We start from the raw sequence: 6,551 nt of genomic DNA, 5'->3' as shown, positions 1-6,551 counted from the left end.
TTTCTTCAACTGCAACTATACAGGAGGGCTTTCTTTTGGTTCTATGTGGTCAATCCTGTTTTCCCCGCGCTGGTTAGTTTAGTTTGCCGTTTCCAGGTGCACAAACCGTGACAGAAGGCATTGTCCGGTTGAAGCTGTTGTTAGAACGCCCGTGACCCCCGATAGCATCCAACGAACACCTGGGACCATCAGGCACGTCCTTGTTCCTTCATGATCAATGCGTTCCTGGAAGAGAATCTCTCTGTTCCAGATCCACCCAAAAAATCCGGGTCTATTATCCGCCGAATATATCGATTTTTCCAGCAGAAAAGACTTTCTCGCTGACCAGATTGCCTTCACCGATCGCCCTTGAGCAGGCGGTTTCAATCCCTGGATCGTGCAGCTTTCCGAATAACGAGTGCCGTCCTCGGGAGCCCGGGATGCCCCAGGCGTCCTAACGCCTTGCTCACCGGAAAATTGGGAGCGTAGCGAGTAATTTTTCCGCGTGCAGCAACTTGTTATGTGCGTTTCTCACATTTGCACTACTAACATTTAGACATGGCTTTGTAGTGGTCCGGGTAACCCGTTTTCTCAAAAACAAGCCTCAATCCCTCCTTGAATACGTCATAGTTGAACTCCTTCATATCTATAATGTTCTGGCCAAGGGAATGTGACTCCCTATTGATATACCGGCAAAAGGCTTGGTACTTGGGATCCTGGAGCTCCGACATCTGGAAAACGTTATTCAGGTCTTTCTTACGAACAAAGTTGAAAAAGTACTCGACTATGTTGCGCATACAGTTTGCGATAAGTGCCGGTGGTTGAGACTGGTCATTAACAACGGACCAGTACGCTTGATAGTCATTTTGAATTTCCTCGTACTTCATCTCTTGGATAATGCTGCCAGAAGAGGGCTTTGAAAGCCTAAACAATTTCTGTGTTCTCTCACGGCGGTCGTGATTCGGATCTGTCATCTCGTAGAAAAAGTAGAGACTATGAGTCAGGACAATGACCTGACTGAACCGATCCCCCTTGAAGAACACCGAACGAATGAGTTGCCCGACGTTGAAAATAAATACATGAGAAAGGCTCGAAATTGGATCATCTATCACCGCGATGCACTGAGCGTGAGTATCTTCTGCACTAGCCTTACCCTTACACAGCTCGCAGAAGTACAAGAAGCTGATCATCATCTTCTCTCCCTCGCTTAGCGAATGAAATGCGTCTTTGGAATCACCTGCGCGCACCACGCGATAGAGGTTTTCAGAGTGCTTCTGTACGCTGAAGTCATCTATGCCAAGGTCAATAAGACCTGCATTGATAGCAGTGACCGCTTGGTCAATATTAACAGTCTGTTTTTGTGCCTCCGCAATCTCTCCCTTGGCCTTAGCCAGCTCAGCATTAATATTTCCGATCTCTACATCCAAGCCTTTCAATTGCTGATTAGCAGCCTCTCGGTCGGCATCAAACCGAGCCATTGTTTGGTCATACTGCCACCGCATCAGTTGCCAAAATTCGTTGCGTAAGTTTTCGAGCGCAGATTCACGATTCTTGAGCTTGTCGTTGTACTCATCGACTTCCGAGTTAATCTGATCGATTGCTAAGTTGAAATCGGCGATCAGGCCAGTCGTGTCGGACAACGTAACCGGAACCTTTGGACTCTTTAATTTTTCTTCAATCTTGCCGGCATTACCCTGGAGCGCGCCCACAAGTAAATGATATTTATTGGTTATGGAGTCCTTGCGCTTTTGTACAAATGGATGGTTGATAAAGGAACTCAGTCCCGGCAACGAATCAAAGGCGGCTCGGTATGCCTTTAGAAGTTGCGCAAGCTCGTCTAACTGCTGCTCGTAGGTCAAATCAAAGTACGACCTTACGCTGTCGATAAATTTCTCCGAAATCGTTACTTCCTGGCAAAAGGGGCATTGTGCGTCTGATTCACCTACGCTCTCCGGCAAGTATGAAAGGCCTTGCTTTACCCAGTCCGAATTCCCCAACTTCTCGATTAAAGCCGCAACCTCACTATCGGTATTCCCAAGGATGGATTTTCCGAACACTGGGTCCGACTCGACACTGTGAGCAGCAAAAGACAGAGCCACCAGGCGCGATTGAAGCTGAGCATCATCACCTTTGAGTGCTTCTACTTCTTGTCGGATTGTTTGAATGTCTGTTTTTGGTTCGCTGGCTGGTTTCGGGATACCCTGGAGATGAGAAAAAAGCTTGTCTTTTTGTCCCTTTAGGCCTTCGAGACAGTACTCAAGAACGCGATCACCGCCAGTATAGGTCTGCTTGATGCTCCAAACCTTTTCTATGGCCTGATGTTTTTGTTGGGAAAATGCCTGTGTTACCAATTCCTTTTCACTGCGCTTCTCTTGTAGATCTTGCTCAAGCTTCCCTTGCTTCTTTGTAGCGTCGGCTATCTTTTGTTCAGCTTCTTTGTTTTCTTTTGAAAGGCTGAAGATGCCTTGCAAACTATCCGCGACATAGAAATTGTCTCGTATGAAATTTTGGTTGTAAACGAGAACTGGAACCGATGATGCGGGCACCTTTTTGCACAAGACGAACGCAGAATTATTGGGCTCATAAAGGAAATTGGAGATTGTTGATTTACCGGTGCCGTTTAGGCCGTAGATAAGATTTATTTTCTTATCTGTAACGAGCGACGTAGCTTGCTTAAAGCTCGCCACTGCATCCATGTGAATTTCGGTAATCACCTATCGCTACCTCCTACTCCAAAGCACATAACGCTGGCTTAACCGGCAATGCCTGACCAGTGGAGCGGGGTGGCGCGGTTTGTGCGCAAGCGAGCGAAGCGAGGTGCACAAACCGTGACAGAAGGCATTGTCCGGTTGAAGCTGTTGTTAGAACGCCCGTGACCCCCGATAGCATCCAACGAACACCTGGGACCATCAGGCACGTCCTTGTTCCTTCATGATCAATGCGTTCCTGGAAGAGAATCTCTCTGTTCCAGATCCACCAAAAAAATCCGGGTCTATTATCCGCCGACAATTCATATCTGGCCAGCAGAAAGGATTCTCTGCGCAGTCCAGGATTCTTTCGCCGATCGAACCCCACAAATCGGGTTCCCCAATCCCGGGAAATCATATCTTTCCCAAATAGGGAGTGCCGTCCTCGGGAGCCCGGGATGCCCCAGGCGTCCTAACGCTGGCTTAACCGGCAATGCCTGACCAGCGGAGCGGGGTGGCGCGGTTTGTGCGCAAGCGAGCGAAGCGAGGTGCACAAACCGTGACAGAAGGCATTGTCCGGTTGAAGCTGTTGTTAGAACGCCCGTGACCCCCAATAGCATCCAACGAACACCAGGGGAAATCAGGCACCGCCTTGGTCCTTTCTGGTTCTGCATTTCTGAAAAGGAATCCTCTTTTCCAGATCCAGTGAAAATGATCCGGGTCCATTATCCGCCGAATATATCGATTTTTCCAGCAGAAAAGACTTTCTCGCTGACCAGATTGCCTTCACCGATCGCCCTTGAACAGGCGGTTTCAATCCCTGGATCGTGCAGCTTTCCGAATAACGAGTGCCGTCCTCGGGAGCCCGGGATGCCCCAGGCGTCCTAACGCTCGCATCAGCTGCAATTTTGTCCCGAAGGGTTGGCGTAGTTTTTGAGCATTCAAAAACTATGACAAAAAAATTGTCAGTTGCATGCGATTGTTATACAGATCCTATATATTCGTCATCAATCTCAGATGCAATTTGATGAAAATATTTATGTTCTTCACGAAGATAATAAGCATATATTCTGGCATCTTTTTCATTCATCTCGATGTTTTCTGATCCAAAGTATTTTTCTAATTGCTTAATCGCATGGAAATAATTATCTAACTCATATTGCAGTGAACTATTCCCTTGCAATTCATCTCGATTATTTAATTCCGATTTGAATCTCTCATAAATACTACGTACTGAATTAAGCATTGATAAGCCAAATTCTAAATTTCCATGCCCAGGATTAAAAATTCCGCTAAAAATCTTTTCAAATTGATAATGCAAGTCACCTTCGAACAGATTCAGCAACAAATCTCCTTCAAATTTCTTTTTATGATCTTTATCTCTGTCTGATAATTCATTTTCAATTTTCATAACCAATTCCTTAATTTCTGATAATTGGGAGATAATAATTTTCTTGGTATCAACATTCTGGAAATCATCCGGTGTATCTTTGGAGGCAACTTGGATTGTAAAGAAATATTTTGACATGGATATTCGTGATATGTAATTAAAAAACTTTTTATTCTTGCGTTGCATTTTCGTTGGATGACCAATGGCAGCATTTCTGATTTCTCTAATTTGCTTTAATTTTTCACTTTGAATCCCTAAATCTATATCAAAAGCTTCTGCTAGGTGAGTTATTGCATCTTGTTGAATAAAAAGTGATTGAAGTAGCCCATATGTAAAAATATATTTAAGACCATCCGAATCCGGAAATTCTGATTTATCATAATCTTTAAGGGATAGAAGTGTATCTCCAATAACCCAGAGGCTACTACATATTTGATTCCAGGTATCCACATCTGAAAGGAGTTTTGTTTGATATCGTTGAGTATTAATGTACTGATAAATCTTCGAGACCGAATTTTCAATTGGAGGAAAAAAGTCATAAATGTTTTTATCTTGCATATTTAGTCCATTTCAAATCCTGGATTCTGTATAACTCCGTTTTGAGCTGCTGGCTTTGTCCCGAAGGGTTGGCGTCATTTTTGAGTATTCAAAAATTATGACAAAAAAACAGACTGCTCCAAAACCTTGTTATACAGATTTATTTATTCTATCAGCAGGAATAATTATTCTATACTCATTATCACAATAAATAACACCATGCTCTTCAATTACTTCGTTATTGCACTTAACAAAATCCAAATTTATACCATTTAGATCTAATAATACTTTTGCAACATATAACCCTAGTCCTTTTCCTTTACTAGGAAGAAGCTTTTGTGCGTTTTTACCTCTATATTCAGGTAAAAATATTTTTTCTATTTCTTCATCATCATTACGAATACTAGTCATTTTTATTTTAATGATATATGAATCATCTATCCGGTAATGAGACAGAACTATTTCTGAATTTGATTTAGTATATTTAAGGCAATTTTCGAAAATGAGAGACATAGCACTTCTAAAAGTATAAAAGTTAACATTGATGGAATCATGATTCGGTTCAATATTTATCCTGATGTTTTTTTTATTAAAATCATACTCATATAGATAGAAAACTAATACTAATAATGTATGAACCTTTGTTTCGGTATAATCCTTGTCATCAAATCTATTACCCATTGTAATAAAATCAATAATGTCATAATCAAAGGATACCTGCTCTAATGCTTTTAAAGTAGCCAATATATCTTTAGGGATATTTGATAGATTTGAATCTGAATTGATTATATCTCGAACAAAATCAACTTTATTACTCGAATGAACCAACTCTGAATGTGCAAATGTATTCTTTAATCTTTCAAGGACAGAATTATGAATATTCCTTGTATTATGCAAGGCGATTTCTTTTACATGGTCTTCAATTTCTTTCCTTTCAACAATAAAGCTGAGAAGTTTATTAATTCCTTTGTGTATGGATCTTAATTGAAATTTACCATCTTTTGAAGTCTTAATTCCTTTCAAGTGGTAGTAGTAGATATTCTGATCATCAGATATAATTTTGTTATATCCAAATTTATCAACACCATCAGGAAAAGTATTATCGGTAACGTACTTCCTTATACGGAATAGTTCATCATCAGACAAATCATTATGTTCATATATTGATTTTAAAGTTTCTTTATCTTTTATTATGCAGATCATTATTACTTTGCACCTAAATAAAGAGATAAAAGTGGCATTAAGATATCATAAGTAGTTTTTCCTACTGTCAACATTGTTCTTATTTTCTTTTCATTTAATGATTTATCCTTATTGATCGATTTCAATAGAACTTTAGATAAATCTTCCTTTCTATAACCTGATGGTAGTTCATCTTTTATAAGCCTAAAAATTTCTTCAATTACAGAATCCCAATTGAAACATTTTTTACTTAGCTCCTCTATAGCGGAACGAAATACTTCAAAATCTCCAGCTCTTTTCAATATTCTTTTATCTACAATTTCATTTGCCGGATGAAAAATATCATGCATACTTTTACTTGAGTAAACTACAACTTTTTTCTCTGGGTATTTTTCTTTTATAGAAACGATTAGATCTAGACCTTCATATTCTTTTTCCAACTTTTTTCCAACACCCATAATATCCACAAAGATTATATGGGAATCTTTTAAAGCCGTTTTTTCCATAGAATCTAGGTCATCTATCCATTGTGCTCTCCACCTTTCTTTATCAAGATAATCTATTGTTTTTTTACGTTCCTCATCATCTATAAAGAGTATTCTTGTTTTTTCTTTTAGGCTCTCTAATTCAAAATTCCTTACAAACTTCTGTTTTCTAAACAAAATTTACTCCTTTTCTGTATAACGCTGGCTTAACCGGCAATGCCTGACCAGCGGAGCGGGGTGGCGCGGTTTGTGCGCAAGCGAGCGAAGCGAGGTGCACAAACCGTGACAGAA

4 protein-coding genes are annotated in these 6,551 nt (G+C 40.6%); all 4 read right to left on the bottom strand.

Annotation, left to right across the window (positions count from 1 at the left end):
• Positions 1 to 524 precede the first annotated feature (524 nt).
• Positions 525 to 2,693 (bottom strand): AAA family ATPase, encoded by a 2,169-nt coding sequence (locus tag BW950_RS14320; RefSeq protein ID WP_076489985.1) that lies wholly within the window; start codon positions 2,691 to 2,693, stop codon positions 525 to 527.
• A 955-nt stretch (positions 2,694 to 3,648) separates the two neighbouring features.
• Positions 3,649 to 4,614: a hypothetical protein gene (locus tag BW950_RS14825; protein ID WP_083944058.1), complete on the bottom strand. Its 966-nt coding sequence runs from the start codon at positions 4,612 to 4,614 to the stop codon at positions 3,649 to 3,651.
• Positions 4,615 to 4,743: 129 nt separating this feature from the next.
• The gene (locus tag BW950_RS14305) at positions 4,744 to 5,796 is read right to left on the bottom strand and encodes a histidine kinase (RefSeq protein ID WP_076489983.1); all 1,053 of its coding nucleotides are present in this window, start codon (positions 5,794 to 5,796) and stop codon (positions 4,744 to 4,746) included.
• Between the two features lie 2 nt (positions 5,797 to 5,798).
• On the bottom strand, positions 5,799 to 6,437 hold the full coding sequence (locus BW950_RS14300) for a hypothetical protein (protein WP_076489982.1): 639 nt from the start codon (positions 6,435 to 6,437) through the stop codon (positions 5,799 to 5,801).
• Between the last annotated feature and the right edge of the window lie 114 nt (positions 6,438 to 6,551).

This window comes from Alkalispirochaeta americana, assembly GCF_900156105.1.
Taxonomy (GTDB): domain Bacteria; phylum Spirochaetota; class Spirochaetia; order DSM-27196; family Alkalispirochaetaceae; genus Alkalispirochaeta; species Alkalispirochaeta americana.
Note: the sequence above shows the minus strand (reverse complement) of the source record. Positions and strands in the feature narration are given on the sequence as shown.